Annotated in this window: 15 protein-coding genes and 1 tRNA gene; 5 read left to right on the top strand and 11 right to left on the bottom strand. The window is 63.3% G+C overall.

The window, feature by feature from the left end; genetic code table 11:
- The 3 genes from CLU95_RS04635 (at position 1) to CLU95_RS04625 (ending at position 1010) form a co-directional block, all read left to right on the top strand.
- Entirely contained in the window at positions 1–375 is a 375-nt protein-coding gene (locus CLU95_RS04635; protein WP_099797114.1) for an integration host factor subunit alpha, read from the top strand.
- Positions 376–448: 73 nt separating this feature from the next.
- Positions 449–907 (top strand): MerR family transcriptional regulator, encoded by a 459-nt coding sequence (locus CLU95_RS04630; protein ID WP_099790858.1) that lies wholly within the window; start codon positions 449–451, stop codon positions 905–907.
- A gap of 26 nt (positions 908–933) precedes the next feature.
- Positions 934–1010, top strand: a tRNA-Pro gene (locus tag CLU95_RS04625).
- A 538-nt stretch (positions 1011–1548) separates the two neighbouring features.
- Here the strand turns inward: CLU95_RS04625 and CLU95_RS04620 are convergent.
- Complete coding sequence (locus CLU95_RS04620; protein WP_180288541.1) at positions 1549–2202, bottom strand: TetR/AcrR family transcriptional regulator; 654 nt, start codon at positions 2200–2202, stop codon at positions 1549–1551.
- Between the two features lie 180 nt (positions 2203–2382).
- Between CLU95_RS04620 and CLU95_RS04615 the strand changes: the two genes are divergently transcribed.
- The gene (locus CLU95_RS04615; RefSeq protein WP_099790854.1) at positions 2383–3132 is read left to right on the top strand and encodes an SDR family NAD(P)-dependent oxidoreductase; all 750 of its coding nucleotides are present in this window, start codon (positions 2383–2385) and stop codon (positions 3130–3132) included.
- Positions 3133–3329: 197 nt separating this feature from the next.
- Here CLU95_RS04615 and CLU95_RS04610 read toward each other — a convergent pair whose 3' ends face one another.
- The 7 genes from CLU95_RS04610 to CLU95_RS04580 are packed head-to-tail and all read right to left on the bottom strand — an operon-like array spanning position 3330 to position 10511.
- Complete coding sequence (locus CLU95_RS04610; RefSeq protein WP_099790852.1) at positions 3330–4511, bottom strand: mandelate racemase/muconate lactonizing enzyme family protein; 1182 nt, start codon at positions 4509–4511, stop codon at positions 3330–3332.
- 16 nt (positions 4512–4527) lie between these two features.
- On the bottom strand, positions 4528–5526 hold the full coding sequence (locus CLU95_RS04605; protein WP_099790850.1) for a tripartite tricarboxylate transporter substrate binding protein: 999 nt from the start codon (positions 5524–5526) through the stop codon (positions 4528–4530).
- Positions 5519–6625: an ABC transporter ATP-binding protein gene (locus CLU95_RS04600; RefSeq protein ID WP_099790848.1), complete on the bottom strand. Its 1107-nt coding sequence runs from the start codon at positions 6623–6625 to the stop codon at positions 5519–5521. The genes CLU95_RS04605 and CLU95_RS04600 overlap by 8 nt, the downstream gene beginning before the upstream one ends.
- Before the next feature lie 10 nt (positions 6626–6635).
- Positions 6636–7457, bottom strand: coding sequence for an SDR family NAD(P)-dependent oxidoreductase (locus CLU95_RS04595; protein WP_099790846.1), 822 nt, complete (start codon positions 7455–7457; stop codon positions 6636–6638).
- Entirely contained in the window at positions 7454–8290 is an 837-nt protein-coding gene (locus CLU95_RS04590; protein ID WP_099790844.1) for a carbohydrate ABC transporter permease, read from the bottom strand. The genes CLU95_RS04595 and CLU95_RS04590 overlap by 4 nt, the downstream gene beginning before the upstream one ends.
- Before the next feature lie 5 nt (positions 8291–8295).
- A complete protein-coding gene (locus tag CLU95_RS04585) occupies positions 8296–9234 on the bottom strand; it encodes a carbohydrate ABC transporter permease (RefSeq protein ID WP_180288540.1) in 939 nt (312 codons plus the stop codon).
- Entirely contained in the window at positions 9231–10511 is a 1281-nt protein-coding gene (locus CLU95_RS04580) for an ABC transporter substrate-binding protein (RefSeq protein WP_099790842.1), read from the bottom strand. The genes CLU95_RS04585 and CLU95_RS04580 overlap by 4 nt, the downstream gene beginning before the upstream one ends.
- A 174-nt stretch (positions 10512–10685) precedes the next feature.
- Between CLU95_RS04580 and CLU95_RS04575 the strand changes: the two genes are divergently transcribed.
- Complete coding sequence (locus CLU95_RS04575; protein ID WP_180288539.1) at positions 10686–11705, top strand: porin; 1020 nt, start codon at positions 10686–10688, stop codon at positions 11703–11705.
- 96 nt (positions 11706–11801) lie between these two features.
- On the opposite strand, the gene CLU95_RS04570 is transcribed toward CLU95_RS04575, so the two are convergent.
- The 3 genes from CLU95_RS04570 to CLU95_RS04560 form a co-directional block, all read right to left on the bottom strand.
- The gene (locus tag CLU95_RS04570) at positions 11802–13442 is read right to left on the bottom strand and encodes an SMP-30/gluconolactonase/LRE family protein (RefSeq protein ID WP_099790838.1); all 1641 of its coding nucleotides are present in this window, start codon (positions 13440–13442) and stop codon (positions 11802–11804) included.
- Positions 13443–13657: 215 nt separating this feature from the next.
- The gene (locus tag CLU95_RS04565) at positions 13658–14650 is read right to left on the bottom strand and encodes a Bug family tripartite tricarboxylate transporter substrate binding protein (RefSeq protein ID WP_099797112.1); all 993 of its coding nucleotides are present in this window, start codon (positions 14648–14650) and stop codon (positions 13658–13660) included.
- Positions 14651–14673: 23 nt separating this feature from the next.
- Positions 14674–15648 carry a Bug family tripartite tricarboxylate transporter substrate binding protein gene (locus tag CLU95_RS04560; protein ID WP_257214536.1) on the bottom strand — a complete coding sequence of 325 codons (975 nt, stop codon included), beginning with the start codon at positions 15646–15648 and terminating at the stop codon, positions 14674–14676.
- Positions 15649–15680 lie beyond the last annotated feature (32 nt).

Here is a 15680-nt window from a genome sequence, read left to right as displayed (position 1 = left end):
ATGAACGCCGCCGAATTCACGCTCGAAGCCCTCGAAACGCCGGCGCTTACCAAGGCGCACCTGGCCGACCTGCTGTTCGAGCAGATCGGCCTGAACAAGCGTGAGTCGAAAGACATGGTGGAGGCGTTCTTCGAGCTCGTCGCCGGTAGCCTCATCGAAGGCACGGACGTGAAGATCTCTGGCTTCGGCAACTTCCAGATCCGCGTGAAGGCGCCGCGTCCTGGGCGCAACCCGCGCACCGGCGAAGCCATTCCGATCGGCGAGCGCCGCGTGGCCACCTTCCATGCGAGTGCGAAGCTCAAGGAGCAGATCCAGGGCACCGTCGAGCCACAAGAAGGCACTTCCGAAGTCGAGTGGAGCCTGGGCGCGGAATAGTGCTTGGTGCTGTGCGGCCGCGTAGAGTAATCTATGAGGTTTCCCGCGCACAGTCTTGATTTCAATGGAAATAATGGAGAAAGCGCTCCCGCCGATTCCAGTCAAACGCTACTTCACCATCGGTGAGGTCGGCGAACTCTGCGGCGTGAAGCCGCACGTGCTGCGCTATTGGGAGCAGGAGTTCACGCAGCTGCGCCCGATGAAGCGGCGGGGCAACCGTCGCTACTACCAGCACCACGAAGTGCTGATGATCCGCCGCATCCGTGACCTGCTCTACGACCAGGGATTCACCATCAGCGGTGCGCGCAACAAGCTGCAAGAACTCACGCAAGGCGAGCGCGACCGTCGCAAGGCCGGCGAAGTGCCGCTCGAAGGCCTGGAGGCCATCGAGATCGGCCAGGAAGAATTCGATGCCGCCGTGCAAGACGAACCCGGGGCTACAGCGGCCACGCAGACCGTCGACCTGTCGCAGTTGTTGCACCTTCGCCGCGAACTCTTTGAAATTCGTGAGCTGCTGACTGTCGGACACTGAATTTAGCCCGCTATAATCGAGAGCTTCGGTGTGTGGCGCAGCCTGGTAGCGCACTTGCATGGGGTGCAAGGGGTCGAAGGTTCGAATCCTTTCACACCGACCAGTATTGACGGGGGTTAGCAGCGTAGTAGTTGCTAACCCCTTTGTCATTTCTGACGCTCATGCCCTAGATGTGCCCTAAATTGTGGTGCTTCGTTCAGGCATTCCGCACTTAGTGCGCGATGGAGGCATCAGCCAGCGGCCAAGTCCTTTGATGCGAGGCCGGTCGAGCTCGTAAGTAAGTCGCTGCATCGTCGTCTAGGGCGCCTGGCGCATCCGCCTAGGGTCAGAGATCGGCGGAATCCAACACACCAGGCCATGAACGCTTTCAGGCAGCCCTGCCTACGCCGTGAAGCGCTTGCCCGCCTGCATGGCGGGGCGGCTGCGGTTTTTGATCCAGCGCACGCGGTCGTGTCGGATATGAGTGGCGCACCCTGAGCCTGCTCCGCACCGCTCAGGTGCTGATCGCAGCAGACCTATGGCCAAGACATGGGCTTCATGGGCCGCCGTGAGCGCAGCTTAATTGCGGGATTTGCTGGAAATCGGCGAGATATTGTTCCCAAGAAGGCGCCGCGGCACACCGATGCCAACGTAAAGAGCGCCTAGCGGGACGCTGGCCAGGCAGCCATCGCGACATCGAGCACATTGAGCAGCGCCGCTCGCTCGCCGCCGTCCTGCGCTTGCGCCGCCAACCCCTGCATCAGCACCGTATAGTAATTGGCGAGGCTCTCGGTGTTCGTGCTGGGCGATAATTCGCCGTCCATCACCGCTTTATCAAAGCGCGCACGCAGCCTGAGCGCCGTGGTGCCGCGCCATCGCGCCAGCTCCTCGCGTATCCCCGCTGACGCTGTACGGCTCTTCAGGGGACCTTGGGTGGTGAAGCACACACCCGGTCCGTGCGGATCGGTGGACGTCATCACAACTTCGCGCAGCCGCCGCTCGACTCCCGCTCGCGCGGACGGATCGGAAAGGCAGGTCTCCAGATCCTGTGCGCTCATGCGCGAGTAGCGTTCGAGCGATTTCAGGTAGAGCGCCTCCTTGTTCCCGAAGTGCAGATAGAGGCTCGGCCGGTTGATACCCATCGCCGAGCAGAGATCATTCAGCGAGGCCGCCTCAAATCCCTTCGACGCAAAAACGCCCGTCGCCGCTTCGAGCGCCGTCTCTAGACAGAATTCCAAGGGGCGGCCCCCAAGGTTTTTTTTCGAAGAACTATCCATCACTTTTGACACCTTAAGGTTTTTTACCGAAAGGTACAATTCTTTCTTGACTTGGCTTGGGCCGCCTTAATATACTTTCGGTACAAAACCTCAGTCGGCGAAGCCCCTAGCACAACACTCCCACGGAAAAAGGTAAGAACGGGGCGCTCTGCCTTGAGGCAAACCGGCACGCCATGTTTTGTATCGATCAGTAAAAAACCATTTGCAAAGGAATAGATTATGTCCAAGAAACTTACCGGAAAAGTCGCCATCGTCACGGGGTCCTCTACTGGTATCGGTGCCGCAATCGCGCGGGCGCTGGCCGCCGAGGGCGCTTCGGTCGTCGTCAACTACAACAGCGACCAGGTGGGCGCGGATGCCGTCGTTGCGGATATCAAGAAAGCCGGTGGCGACGCCATCGCCATCGGCGCGAACATCACGAAGAAGGTATCGGCTCAAGCCATTGTGGACGCGGCGATCAAGACGTTCGGTGGGCTCGATATCCTGGTGAACAATGCCGGCATGCACACGTTCGGTACCGTCGAGGAAGTCACCGAAGAGCAGTTCCATCAGGAGTTCGATCTCAATGTGCTCGGTACGATGTTGGTGACCGCCGCCGCCGTCCAGCACCTCAAGGCGGGCGCCAGCATTATCAATATCGGCTCGTTGGCAGCGAAGTACCCAATGCCCGGCAATGCTGTCTACTCGGCGTCCAAGGCTGCGATCGATGGTTACACCAGCGTCCTCGCCCAAGAGCTGGGACCGCGCGGTATCCGGGTCAACGCCCTGAACCCTGGGCTGACCGTCACCGAAAGAGTGATTACCAATGGCTTCGTCGGGTCCGACTTCGCCAACGCCATCACCTCGAGAACGGCACTCGGCCGCCTCGGCAAGACCGAGGAGATGGGCAAGGTTGCGGTCTTCCTAGCGTCCGATGATTCCTCTTTTATCAGCGGCGAACACCTGTACGTCAGCGGCGGCTTTCGCTAACTCCCTCAATCAATCTGAAACGACCCCGGACGGCGCGCGATCGAACGGCGCGCGCCGTTGCCGTCAGTGACGGTCGGGTGGAATATCTGGGCAAGATCTCCCTTGGCTCTCTGAGCTCCATCGAGTACCGAGAGAGTCTTGGACTTGCGACGTAAAACCAGTCCAATTTTTTATCCGCCCCTTCCTGATGCTTGGTCTCAGTACGCGGGTTTGACGGGAAACCACCCTGGACGCTCGTCATCCAGATAAGCACCGGAAATTTCTGAAGTACAGAACTGCTCCAGCGCGTCCATGTTCGGCGTGACCCCCAGACCAGGCGCGCGCGGCACATCGAAGCAGCCATCACGCAACTCGAACGACTCGCGCACGACATCAGCCGCAAGGTAGGCGTGCTCGGTATCGACCGAGTGCGTAAGGTTCGGAATGCTTGCGGCGAGATGCAGGTAGGCAGCTTGGGAAAACCCGAGTTCGGCGCCGCTGTGCAGCGTGACGGGTATGCCCGCAGCCTCCGCGATCGCCGCAGCCTTGATCGTTTGCCACAAACCGCCCTGTTCATGCGGGTCGAGCAGGATCACATCCGCGGCGCCCATGCGCACGATGTTGCCGACGTCCGCCAGCGTATAGGCCGATTCATCGAGCGCGATCGGCACCGACTGGCACTTGCGCAACTCCGAATGGCCCATGAAGTCGTCCAGCTCCAGGGGTTGTTCGACATAGCTCAGGTCGTAGGGGGCAAGCTTCGCCAGTTGGCGACGCGCGGTGCCGGGCGTCCAGGCGCTGTTGACGTCGGCCCGGATGGGCATGCGTTCGCCTACCGTCTTGCGCACCGCCGCGACCAGCGGAGCGTCGGTGTCGACGTCCATGCCGATCTTGACCTTGAACGAGCGGTAGCCTGCATCGGCAAAGTGTGCCGCGCGCTCCGCGACCACGACCGGGTCGGATTGAAAGAGGTAGGCCGCCATCTCGATGCGTTCGCGAAAAAGCCCACCCCAGAGCCTGTGAAGGGGCTGCCCGCAGGACTTTCCGAATGCATCCCACATCGCCATCTCCACTGCGGCGGTTGCCATGACGGCTGCGCGCTTGTGGTGGTAGTAGCCGGCGCCAAGCACGTGCCGGGACAGCGCCTCCGCCTCGTCCACGCGGTGGTGCAGGGCCAGGGGAATGACCACGCGGCGCAGTACGGGCTCTATGAAATCGAGCAGGCAGATCGATTCACCGTAGCCGACATGGCCTGCGGCGGTCTTCAGTTCGACGATCACCCGGGTCGTGCCGGTGCGCTTGCCCGAAGCCCATTCGATGGTTTGCCTGAACGGCATGCGCACCATCCAGTGGCGCGCGGAGACGATGCGCAGCGCGTCATCGCCAGTTGTTGGATTCATTCTTGCAACTACCTCGTTATTTGATCTGTTGTGGCTCGATCGACAGTGACTCGATCAGCCGGATGTAGCGCTCGGAGTCCGTGCGCAGCAGTGCTTCGAATGCGGCACTGCTGTTGCCGATGGGCTCCGCGCCCAATTGCGCCAGTCGCGCGCGCACTGTCGGGAGTGCGAGTGCACGCACGATCTCGCCTTGAAGCCGCGCGACGATCGGTGCCGGCGTTCCCGCCGGCGCGAGAATTCCGCCCCACGAACTCGCCACATGGCCGGCGACGCCGGCCTCGCTCATCGTGGGCACTGCGGGCAGCAAGGCGCTTCGGTTTTCGCCGCAGACGGCCAGTGCGCGCATGCGACCGGATTGCACATGCGGGAGCACGGCTGCGATGGCATCGAACATCAGGTCGACCTGGCCGCCGATCAGATCCGGATGCGCCGCCGTGCTGCCGCGATAGGGCACATGCGTCAACTTCACGCCGGCGCGCTGCGCGAAGAGTTCCGCGAACAGATGCGGGTTGCTCCCGGTGCCGGAGGAGGCAAAGGTCAGTGCGCCGGGCTTGCTCCTTGCCAGCGCCACGAGCTCGGGAACCGAACGCGCGGGCACCGTGGCGTTCACGACCACCACCAGCTGGGTGGCCGTCACTTGCGTGATGGGCGCGAAGCTCTTAAGGGCGTCATAAGGCAGGCCGACGAACAATCGCTGGTTCGCGACATGAGAACTCGCAACGAATGCGAGTGTATGGCCGTCCGCGGGCGCCTTGGCGACCAGATCCGTGCCGATGATTCCCGAGGCGCCGGTACGGTTCTCCACCACCGTCGGCTGGCCCGAGGCCGCGAACATGTGCTGCGCGAGGATGCGCGCCGTGATGTCTGATGCGCCGCCCGGCGGATACGGCACGACGATGCGGATCGGCTTCGATGGAAAGTCTCCCGCCGATACGCGAAACGGGACCGCAACCGCTGTAGCGGCTGCGATGGCCTGGCACAGCAGGCGACGCCGGCCGGTCTCGAATTCACGCATGGGCGGGCTCGTCCAAGCGGAGCGCGAGCCGCTGGCCCGCCGCGTTGAAGAGATGCCGTTGATGGGGTGCCAGCCGCAAGCCGATCACGCTGCCGCGCGTGCAGTCGGCGCCCCCGTCCGTCCGCACGATGACTGTGTTGTCCCCCATCTGGACATGAACGTAGCTTTCGCTTCCCAGCCGCTCCACGACGACGACGCGTCCACGCAGATGGGCGTCTTCCGGCGAGGCGAGCGACAGATGCTCGGGGCGGATTCCGAGCTTGACGGCCTCCCCGGGGCGTACGCCGGCCACCGGGGGAATCTGCAGCGTCACGTCGTCCGCGAGCGCAAGCTCGCACGCATCGGAGCCGACGTGCGATACGCGGGCTTCGAGCAGGTTCATCTTCGGCGAACCGATGAAGCCCGCAACGAACTCGTTCGCCGGCGCGTGATAAAGCTCGAGCGGCGTGCCCACCTGCTCGATACGCCCATCGCGCAAGACCACGATGCGGTCGGCAAGCGTCATGGCCTCCACCTGGTCGTGCGTGACATAGATGAACGTCGTGCCCAACTGCTCCTTCAATTTCGCGAGCTCGACGCGCATCTCCACGCGCAGCGCTGCATCGAGATTGGAAAGCGGCTCGTCGAACAGGAAAAGATCGGGCTTGCGCACGATGGCACGGCCGATGGCAACGCGCTGGCGTTGCCCACCCGAAAGATCGCGCGGCCGGCGCGCCAGCAGATGATCGATGCGCAGTGTCTTCGCCGCTGAATGCACGGCCTGTCGGATCTCCCCGGCATCGTTCTGCTTCGCCATCTTCATGCCGAAGCCCATGTTTTCTTCCACGCTCATGTGGGGATAGAGCGCATAGGACTGGAAAACCATTGCGATGCCGCGCCGCGCGGGCGGCTCGTCAGTGACATCGCGCCCGCCGATCAGGATGCTTCCGCCGCTGGCTTCTTCAAGGCCGGCGATCAACCTCAGCAATGTGGATTTGCCGCAGCCAGAAGGGCCGACGAGCACGCAAAATTCGCCGTGCGCAATCTGCAGGTCGACGCCGCGAACAATAGGTGTATCGCCAAAGGACTTGGCAACGCCTTGGAGTGTCAGTTGTGCCATGGATACTGGATCAGGTTGGGTCGTTCGAAGGCAGGGCGATGGGCGCGCGCCCCCACCACTGACGGATTTTTCGGGAGAGCAAGGCGCTGGCCGCGAGCGAGGTGAGGCCACCGTCCACCGGCAAATCAACTCCGGTGATGAAGGCCGATTCGTCGGACGCCAAAAAGAGCGCGGCGTTGGCCACGTCGTCCGGCACGCCGACGCGGCCGATGGGGTAGGCCTCGTTGTTGAGTCGCATGTCGGCATCCGTCACGCCATGTCCGGTTCGCGGCGTGAGAACCAACGCTGGCGAGATCGAATTGCAGCGCACCCGCTGGGGACCGTATTCGATGGCGATCTGCTTTGACAAGGCGCGCACCCCGCCCTTGGCTGCTGTATAGGCAGCGAGACCCGGGTTGGCGACGAGCTGGTTGATCGAAGCAAGATTCACGATGCTTCCCCCTCCGCGCTGGACCATTGAGGGGATGACCGCACGGCAGTAGCGAAAGGTGCCAGTCAGTGCGGACTCCAGCGTGCTTGCCCACTCGTCGTCGCTCGTTTCGGTCACGCTCTTCTCGGCGTACTTCACCGCGTTGTTGACGAGAACGTCGACACCGCCGAAGTGTTGGTGCGCCAGGGCCAGCGCGTAGTCCACTGTCTGCTGCGTCGTCGCGTCGGCCTTGACCACGATTGCGCGTTCGGAGGGCAGCGCCTTGCGCAGCTCGGTCGCAAGTACGGGGGACCATTCGATCGCGATGACGGCGGCGCCTTCGGCGCAGAACCGAAGGGCGATCGCCTGCCCGATGCCTTGTCCAGCACCGGTGACGATGGCTGTTTTTCCGGCAAGTCTCATGATTTGACCGCTCCGGCCGTCAGGCCCTGGATGAAGAAGCGTTGAAGCATGGCGAAGCCGATCACCACGGGGAGCGAGCCGAGCACCGATGCCGCCATGGCGCCGCCCCAATCGCTGCGTGATTCGCCGAGGTAGCCCTGCAACAGGCCCGGGCCGACCGTGCGCAGCGCCGGGTCGGTGATCAGCGTGAGCGAGAAAAGCAGATCGTTCCAGGCCCACATGAAGGAGTACAGGCCGACGGTAATCATCGCAGGCAGTGCGAGCGGCAGCACGATCCGATGGAAGATATAGAGCTCTCCCGCCCCATCGGCGCGCGCGGCCTCGACGATCTCGCTCGGTATGTTCACGAAGTAGCTGTAGAGCATGTACGTACCGCTCGGCAACGCCAGCACGATGTAAGCGACGATCAGGCCGAAATGGGTGTTGAGCAGGTCCAGCTTCTGCAGCAGCGGATACAGGCTCACCAGCAGCAGCGCGAACGGAAACATCTGCGCCGAAAGCATCAGGTACATCAGCGCCGTGCGGCCCCGGTAGCGAAACTTTGCGAAGCTGTAGCCCGCATAGGCCGCCAGCGCGGTGGTCAGCACCGCGGCGCCTCCCGCCGTGATCAGGCTGTTGCGCAGATGCAGCAGCATGTCGCCGCGCATGGCGTTGCGGAAGTTGTCCAGCGTGGGCGCCTTCGGAAGCAGCGTCGGAAGGCGCACGAAGATCTCGCCTTCCGGCTTCAGCGCCGTGATGAACATCCAGATCAACGGAAAGAAAAGAAACGCGCCGAGAAAGACCAGCGTCGTGCCGAAGACGAGTTTCGATTGCGGTGTCTTGAGATTGAGCATGGGGGTCAGGCCGCTTCGCGGCGGAACAGCATCCGCAGATAGAACCCGGCAGGTACCGCGATGGTGATGAACCAGACGAAGCCGATCGCGCATGCGAGGCCCATGTCCCAGTTCTGGAACGCCTGCTTGTAGACCTCGATCGAGAGCATCGTGGTGGCCTTGACCGGCCCGCCCTGGGTCATCGCGTAGATGACGTCGAAGGCCTGCAGGTTGCCCATGGCCCCGAGGACAGTGATGATGACCATGGTGGGTGCAAGGTGCGGCAGCACGACGTAGCGCAGCACGCCGATGTTTTCGCAGCCGTCGACACGCGCGGCGTCGACCTGGTCCTGAGACACGCCCTGCAACCCGGCCAGGAAGAACGCCATGAAAAGCGGCACGGACAGCCACGCCTTGGCAACGATCACGCCAGCCATGGCACCGTACTCGGTCGCCAGCCAGGTGATCGGCTCATCGATGACGTGCAGCGAAAGCAGCATCGCATTGAGTACGCCGTACTGTCCGTTGAGCAACCATGCCCAGAGAAAAGCAGTTACGGTAGAGGGCAGGACCCACGGCAGCAGGGACGCGGAGCGCACGAAGGTGCGGCCGCGAAATTTCTGCTGCACGATCAGCGCCCAGGCCAGCGCAAGCACGAATGTCAGCGCCGTGGTCACCACCACGAAAACCGCGGTGTTGAGCCACACGGTCCACATACCTGGCTCGTTGGCAAGTCGCCGAAAATTCTCGAACCCCGCAAAAATGGGCTCGGGCGTCGACAGCGTGTAGCGCTGCAACGACATGAACAGCGATTGCAGGAATGGATACAGGATGACTCCGCAGAAGGCGACCAGTGCAGGCAGCGCCAGCGCGATGCCGACGCGGCGCTCGTGGCGCTTGAGCCTGCCGCGGCGCGGGGCGGCTTGCACCTCGCGATGCGTCGAGGTTGTTGTCACGGCGTTCATCGCACCTCTGCCATCTTCACGTCCAGGCGCTTGGCCATGGCTTCGATCGCTTGCTGCGGCGATTTCAGCTGCAGCAGCGCGGACTGCACTTCTTCGCCCACGATGGTCGTGAGGTCGGCGGAGTTGGGCCATGCGGCGAGCTCATCGCGACGGGCCGAACGCGCGGTCCGCGACCATGCGTGCACATAGGCGTCGCCGGCGAGCGCTTCGAGCGCGGTGTTCGTCACCGGAAACAACCCCACGGCCTTGAAGTACTCGAGCTGCGTGGTGTCGTTGAGCGCGAGCAATTGCAGGAGCTTTGCCTGCGGCGACTGTGCGTCGATGCGTGCCGAGCCGCTCTTGAAGATGCCCAGCAGGTGGCCCCATGCAAAGGATTGGGGTGTCGCATCGCTCTTGAACACAGGCGTGGGGACCGAGGCAACCAGCGAATCGATCTGGACCCCCTGCCCCGAGTTGTTGCGCGCAAAGCCGCGAGCGAGCGGCGCGTCGTTGTAGAAGGCCGTCTGGTGCTGCGCGAACAGACGGCGTGCGTCGGGCCGATCGATGTCGCGCGCCGCGAGCCCCTCGCGCATGAGATCGGTCATGAACGAAAGCGCACGCACCCCCGCCGCATCGTTGACCTGTACCTTGCCCTTGTCGTCCAGGATGCGGCCACCGAAGGTCCAGAGCCAGACCTGGAATTCCGGGTTCAGCGAGCCATTGTTCTTGCTCATGAGCGCATAGGGCACTGCTTGCGGATTTCCCTTCTTGACCTTGCGCAACGCGTCGACGAAGTCATCGACGCTCACAGGCAGCTTTGCGACACCTGCGGCTTGCAATACCTTGAGGTTGCCCACCATGCCGATGGAGCCCGCCGTCCAGGGCAGGCCAAGACGTTTGCCGCGGAACTCGCCCAGCGCAAGCACGCCGGGATCGATCAGCTTTTCAAGTTGCCCCTTGCTGAACACCGTGTCGAGATCGACAAGGCGATCCAGCGGCGCGATGGTCGGCAGCCACCGCTCCTGCATCTGTGCGACATGCAGCGGTTGATTGGCACGCACCCGCAGCAGGATGTTCTGTTGGGTCTGTGCCCACGGAAACCCGATCGCCTCCAGCTTCACGTCCGGATTCTCTCGGCGATAGGTGTCGAAGAAGGCCGCCAGCGTTGGCTTCGATGCCGCCTCGTCCTGACTGAAGCCCACATACGTCAGAGATTTCCCCTGTGCCCAGGCTGCCGGGCCCAAGGGGGCCAGCGCGCTTGCGGCGACACCCGCCGCAAATTCACGTCGGTTCAACATTCCACTCTCCTTTAGTCTCGTTTACTGAAACATTTCAAGTTCACGTCGGAGTATGTCGTCACACTTTTCTCAAAGCATCAGGGAAAGTACCATTCATCGGAACAAATTTGAAGAAGAACAATCCGATTCGCCATTTAGTTCCAATAGATGGACTTCAAACAGGAGACTCACTTCATGTACCGCCCCTTTCATCGCCGATCGCTGCGCAAACTGCTGCCCGCGCTGGCGCTCATTCCATTTGCAGGCACTGCCGCCGCGCAGTCCAGCATGACGATCTACGGCGTCATGGACATCGCCACAGGCAAGTACGACGGAACCAACGTGAAGACGATGGGAACAGGCGCCACGAGCCGCTTGGGTTTTCGCGGGGCCGAAGATCTGGGGGGAGGCCTCAAGGCCATCTTCCAGCTCGAAACCCAGATCAATCCTGACGACGGCACGCAGTACAACGCTACTGCGTACTTCGGAGGACGATCGACGGTGGGCTTGGAAGGCGCCTTTGGACGCGTGACCCTGGGTCGTGAGGTCAATCCCAGCCACTATGTCGAGGCGGGCGCCGATCCCTTCGGGCAGGACGGTCTGGCAGGCGGCTACGGTGCGCGAGGCGGCATTTCTCGTGGCAACGGTGCACCTGGTGCGATCGATACCGTGCGAATGAACAACTCGATCAACTACGCGTTGACTCAGGCTGGCTTCACTTTCCGCGTCCAAAGCGCCCTGCGCGAGGGCACAGACCCCACCGGCAACCGCCCCTATGCGGCGTCCCTGATCTATGCATCCGGTCCCTTCCAAGTCGGTGTGTCGTACATCAACCCGTCCAAACCGCGCGACCACTGGGCCTATCTCTCGGGGCAGTACGATTTCGGCGTTCTGCGACTGTATGGTGGCGTTGGTTCAGGCACCAATACGGCCGCCCAAGCCATCCGCAACCAGATGGTTGGAGTGAACGTCCCTGTGGGTGCCGGCAACATTCGCGTGTCCTACACCCGCACCAAAGCGGACGATCAATTGATTCAGTCGCGGGTCGCTGTGGGTTACTACCACTACCTGTCAAAACGCACCGTTCTTTACACAGACGTTGTGCATGACCCCAAGGCAGCGGCATTCGCCTATACCGCCGCCAAAGGCTGGGCTTCAACTGGCAAGACGATCGGCAAGACCGGCTACGACTTCGGTTTGCGTCACTACTTTTGACCAGCGAGATGCGCGCGGCAAGCGCATGCAACGATTCCCCAAGGCTTTGGCCACCCTCACGGGTGGCTTTTTTTACGCGAGTTCCGCGCAGGCGCTTCAACCAGCGAAGGCGGCCTCCGGCAAGCCTCGTGCATCGGGCAACTGAATTGCGAACAGAGAGCCCGACAGCGGCGCCGTCGCCAGTTGCTCCTCGCTGAGACGCAACGATGCACTCGTGACATACAGCGTGTCCAGGTTGTCGCCACCGAAGCAGCAACTGGTGGGACGCGGAACCGGCACGCGCAGCCGCTGCATGAGCTGGCCTTCGGGTGAGAAGCGAGCGATCTGCCAGGCGTCCCAGAGCGCGACCCACAAGCACCCCTGGTCGTCGACCGTCAGGCCGTCGGGCTTGCCGTCGGAGGCGGCGATGGTGATCAGTGGACGCCGGTTTGCGATGGCTCCGGATGCGAGGTCGAAGTCGTAGCGGTAGATGACCTGGCGGTACGTATCGGTGACATACATTGTCTTGTTGTCGGGGCTCCAGCCGATGCCGTTGGGGACCGTGAAGCCGGTGTCAACCTGTTTCCAGCTGCCGTTCGCCTCGATGCAGAACAGGTGTCCCCGATTGGCCGCTGCCCCCATGTCCATCGAGCCGACCCACAGGCGCCCGCGTCGGTCGCATTTGCCGTCGTTGTAGCGAACATTGGTTCGACCCGCTTCAGGGTGGCAGAAGGAGGTCAGTCGCCGTGTAGAGAGATCGAGCGCCATGATCCCCCCCGGGGTTGCAACCAGCAGACCGCCGCTGGCTTTCGGCACGACCAAGCTTGCCATCGTTCCGAGCGGCGTCTCGGTGTCAACGCCCGTTGCGGCGTCGTAGCGGTGCACTGAGGGGGTGAGGATGTCGACCCAGTAGAGCGCGTTGTCGCGAGGCGACCACACTGGCCCTTCGCCAAGGAGCGAGCGCACCTCGCTCACACAAGCGACCTCGACGGACGACGTCGTTTCGGGCGGTGCCTGCGTTGCGATGGACATCGCCTTGCCCGCTGCGCTGTGGGAGATGCTGCGCGACGCACCCATCAGCGCGGACGACAGGGTGTGGGCACGCGCCGCATCGAGCCGGCTCGCGTCGGTGGTAATGGCGACAGCACCGATAGGGCGGCCTTCGTAGTCGAAGATCGGCGCGGCCACCGCCGCGCGATCCAGTGCGCGCTCGCCCTGTTCGATAGCATAGCCGCGCGCGCGGACCAGATCGAGTTCGGCCTGCAGTTCGGTTGCCGTCACGATCGTGTGCTGTGTAAAGCGTTCAAGATCAAGTGCCTGGATTAGGCGTCGCTGGCCCGAAGGATCGAGGCTCGCTGCAATGGCCTTGCCCGACGCGGAAGCATGCACTGGCAAGCGCTGTCCGACAGCCGAGCGTGTACCCTGCGCCTCTCCCGAAGGTTCGCTGGCCAGGATGACCACCCAGGTGCCATCAAGCAACGTGAGTTCCACGGTTTCATTGAGCGCGTCACGCAGCCGCGCAAGCTCGTCCTGTGCCGCCACGCGCAAGTCGAACTCGCTCCACACGTCGTGCGCAAGCTCGAGCAGGCGCAGCCCGAGTTGAAAGGTCTTGTCGTAGGCGTTGTGTCGCAGCAGTCCTTCGCGCACCAGCGTCGCGAGGATGCGGTGCAGCGTGGCCTTGGGCAGGTCGCACGCGCGCAGCAACTCGGTGAAGGTCATCGGTGCGCGGCGTGCTGACACGATGTTCAGGAGATTCATCGCCTTTTCCAGCACACCGAGACCTGAGGCCGTGGGCCGTGCGCAGTTGGTTGCCTGGTGGTTCGTTTCGGTCGCCGGAAATTTGGCTGTGCCATCCCCCTGGGAGGCGGCTCCAGTAGTGCTTGTCATGGGCATGCGGAAAGGAGTTCCAAAGAGCGGAACATTGACCGAATTCTAGTTCGAGTCGTGCTTGCATGTTGGCGCTCAGCGCCCCCTCATTCAAGCTTAATACTGCGGCTGTGCACCACTTCTCCCCAACGCGCGGTTTCGTTGCGCACGTATTCGCGCAACTGCGACGGCGTCGATGCTTCCGGCGTCACGCCAAAGCCGGCAAAGCGTTCCCGCACCGTCGGCGTGCCCAAGGCTTCGCGCAGCAGCTTCCCGAGCCGCTCCACGCCCGCGGCCGGTACTTTCTTCGCTGCGAAGAGCGCGGCCCAGCCGGAGATCACGAACTCTTCGCCGACTGAACGCAGCAGCGGCACGGCGGGCAGGCTCGCGAGGGGCTGTGCCGATGTGACCGCCACTGCGCGCAGGCGACCGGCATGGATCAGCGGCAACGCGACCGGGAGGTTCATCACGCCCATGGACACGGTGCCCGCCACGACATCGGGAATCAGCACGCTGTCGCCTTTGTAGGGAACGGGCAGGATGCGCGTGCCCAGTTTGCGGTTGAGCAGTTCGGTCGCCAGGTGCGAGAGCGTGCCGACACCGCTGTTGCCGGCGCTCAGGTCGCCCGCCCGTCCTCTGGCCATGAGGTCGTCGAGGTTGCGCACCGGCGAGCCGGCGCCCACGGCCAGCACCAGCGGCTGCGTCGACATCATGCCCACGGGCTGCAGGTCGCGCTGCACGTCGTAGTTCAGGTCGCTGCGCAGTGCCGGCAGGATGGTCATGGTGGTACTGCCCATCAGCAGCATGTGATCGTCGTTGCTGGAGGCCACCATCGCGGTGCCGGTGATGCCTCCTGCGCCAGGGCGGTTGTCGATCACCAGCGGCTGGCCGATGCGTGGCCCGATCAACTCGGCCAGGATGCGCACGGAACCGTTGCCCGCACCGCCCGGCGCGAACGGAACAATCACGGAGACGGGGCGCGCAGGCCATTCGCTTTGGGCGCTGGCGACCATGGGCCAGAGGGAAGATGACGCCGATGCGGCCAGCAGGCCGAGCACGCGGCGGCGCGGGAGCGGGAAATCGGGTCCTGGAAAAGCCATGGCCTTCTCGACGGATCGGCGGCTCATTCGGCCTTGATGCCGGCGTCGGCCACCAGCTTCTTGTAGAACGCGGCTTCATCGCGCAAGGTCTTCGCGAACTCCGCAGGGCTCGATCCCACGCGCACCACGCCGCGTTCGCGCAGCCTGGCTTCGGTGTCGGGCTGGCGCAGGAACGACTGGATCTCGGCCGCGAGTTTGTCGACGATCGCCGGCGGCGTGCCTGCGGGCGCCATCACACCGTGCCAGGGATTCATCTCGAAGCCTTTCACGGTCTGGGCGATCGGTGGCAAGTCGGGTGCGAAATCCACCCGCTGGGCGGTCGAGACGCCGAGCGCGCGCAGCTTGCCCGATTGAACATGCGGCCAGGAGGTCGCGGCCGCGTCCATCGAGGCATCGATCTGCCCGCCGAGCAGGTCGGTCAGCATCGGTGCGGAGCCTTTGTACCCGACGTGGACCATCGAGGTGCCCGTCTTCTGCATGAAGAGCTCCATGCCCACATGCAGCGCCGAACCCGCGCCGGAAGACCCGTAGCTGAGCTGCCCCGGGTGCGCCTTGAGGTAGGCGAGGAACTCGGGCAGAGTGCGCGCCGGTACCTTCTGCGGATTCACCACGAGGATCAGCGGCGTGATGCCCACCATCGTGACCGCCGCGAAATCCTTCACCGGGTCGTAGGGGAAAGACTCGGGCCTGACGGCGGGGTTGATGGCATTGGCGGCGACATTGCCCATGCCGATGGTGTAGCCGTCCGGCGCCGCCTTGGCGACCTGGGCCATGCCCACGCTGGAACCGGCACCGGGCTTGTTGTCGACCACCACGGGCTGGCCCCACTTGGCCTGCAGGTGGGTGGCGATCATGCGCGCCATCACGTCGGCCGCACCGCCGGCCGGCACCGGGACCACGAACTTGATCGGCCTGGACGGATAGGAGGGCAAGGCGGACTGCGCCTGCGCGGCGCCGAAGGCGGGAAGAAGCGCGCAGGCAAGTGCAAGGCGCAGCACGGTTCTCTTGTCTTTACGGAACACGATCTGGG

It is taken from the genome of Variovorax sp. 54 (assembly GCF_002754375.1).
Lineage (GTDB): Bacteria > Pseudomonadota > Gammaproteobacteria > Burkholderiales > Burkholderiaceae_C > Variovorax.
The sequence above is the reverse complement of the archived record's forward strand: the minus strand, read 5'-3'. Positions and strand labels throughout refer to the sequence as shown.

Bases quoted from the DNA above. Each gene is read 5' to 3' on its own strand.
- CLU95_RS04600 (WP_099790848.1), bottom strand. From the start codon at position 6,625: ATGGCACAACTGACACTCCAAGGCGTTGCCAAGTCCTTTGGCGATACA.
- CLU95_RS04595 (WP_099790846.1), bottom strand. From the start codon at position 7,457: ATGAGACTTGCCGGAAAAACAGCCATCGTCACCGGTGCTGGACAAGGC.
- CLU95_RS04570 (WP_099790838.1), bottom strand. From the start codon at position 13,442: ATGAATCTCCTGAACATCGTGTCAGCACGCCGCGCACCGATGACCTTC.
- CLU95_RS04630 (WP_099790858.1), top strand. From the start codon at position 449: ATGGAGAAAGCGCTCCCGCCGATTCCAGTCAAACGCTACTTCACCATC.
- CLU95_RS04610 (WP_099790852.1), bottom strand. From the start codon at position 4,511: ATGAATCCAACAACTGGCGATGACGCGCTGCGCATCGTCTCCGCGCGC.
- CLU95_RS04585 (WP_180288540.1), bottom strand. From the start codon at position 9,234: ATGAACGCCGTGACAACAACCTCGACGCATCGCGAGGTGCAAGCCGCC.
- CLU95_RS04580 (WP_099790842.1), bottom strand. From the start codon at position 10,511: ATGTTGAACCGACGTGAATTTGCGGCGGGTGTCGCCGCAAGCGCGCTG.
- CLU95_RS04615 (WP_099790854.1), top strand. From the start codon at position 2,383: ATGTCCAAGAAACTTACCGGAAAAGTCGCCATCGTCACGGGGTCCTCT.
- CLU95_RS04605 (WP_099790850.1), bottom strand. From the start codon at position 5,526: ATGCGTGAATTCGAGACCGGCCGGCGTCGCCTGCTGTGCCAGGCCATC.
- CLU95_RS04575 (WP_180288539.1), top strand. From the start codon at position 10,686: ATGTACCGCCCCTTTCATCGCCGATCGCTGCGCAAACTGCTGCCCGCG.
- CLU95_RS04565 (WP_099797112.1), bottom strand. From the start codon at position 14,650: ATGGCTTTTCCAGGACCCGATTTCCCGCTCCCGCGCCGCCGCGTGCTC.
- CLU95_RS04635 (WP_099797114.1), top strand. From the start codon at position 1: ATGAACGCCGCCGAATTCACGCTCGAAGCCCTCGAAACGCCGGCGCTT.
- CLU95_RS04590 (WP_099790844.1), bottom strand. From the start codon at position 8,290: ATGCTCAATCTCAAGACACCGCAATCGAAACTCGTCTTCGGCACGACG.